At 67.8% G+C, this 230-nt stretch carries 1 pseudogene; it reads right to left on the bottom strand.

Annotated features, from left to right (window positions below):
• Positions 1-230 (bottom strand): annotated as a pseudogene (locus ACPYN4_RS15515) (tyrosine-type recombinase/integrase); the annotation flags it as partial.

Here is a 230-nt window from a genome sequence, read left to right as displayed (position 1 = left end):
GGTGAACAGGAACTGCGCGGGTCGCCGGTAGCGGGGGTGCGGGAGTGGCCTGCCGTGGGAGCGGATCTGGGTGACCCGGTCGATCACCTCGAGGGTCTCGGGATCGAGAGGGACCATGCGTTCGGTAGCGAGCTTGCCGAGCGGGACCTTCAACCATGCCCCGTTCCCATCGAGCTCGTGGACGCAGTCCAGCTCGAGGTCGAGCAGTTCCCCGATCCGCAGCCCGCAAG

This window comes from Microbacterium sp. CH-015 (assembly GCF_049707015.1).
Lineage (GTDB): Bacteria > Actinomycetota > Actinomycetes > Actinomycetales > Microbacteriaceae > Microbacterium > Microbacterium aurum.
This window is presented reverse-complemented; position numbering and strand designations above follow the sequence as displayed.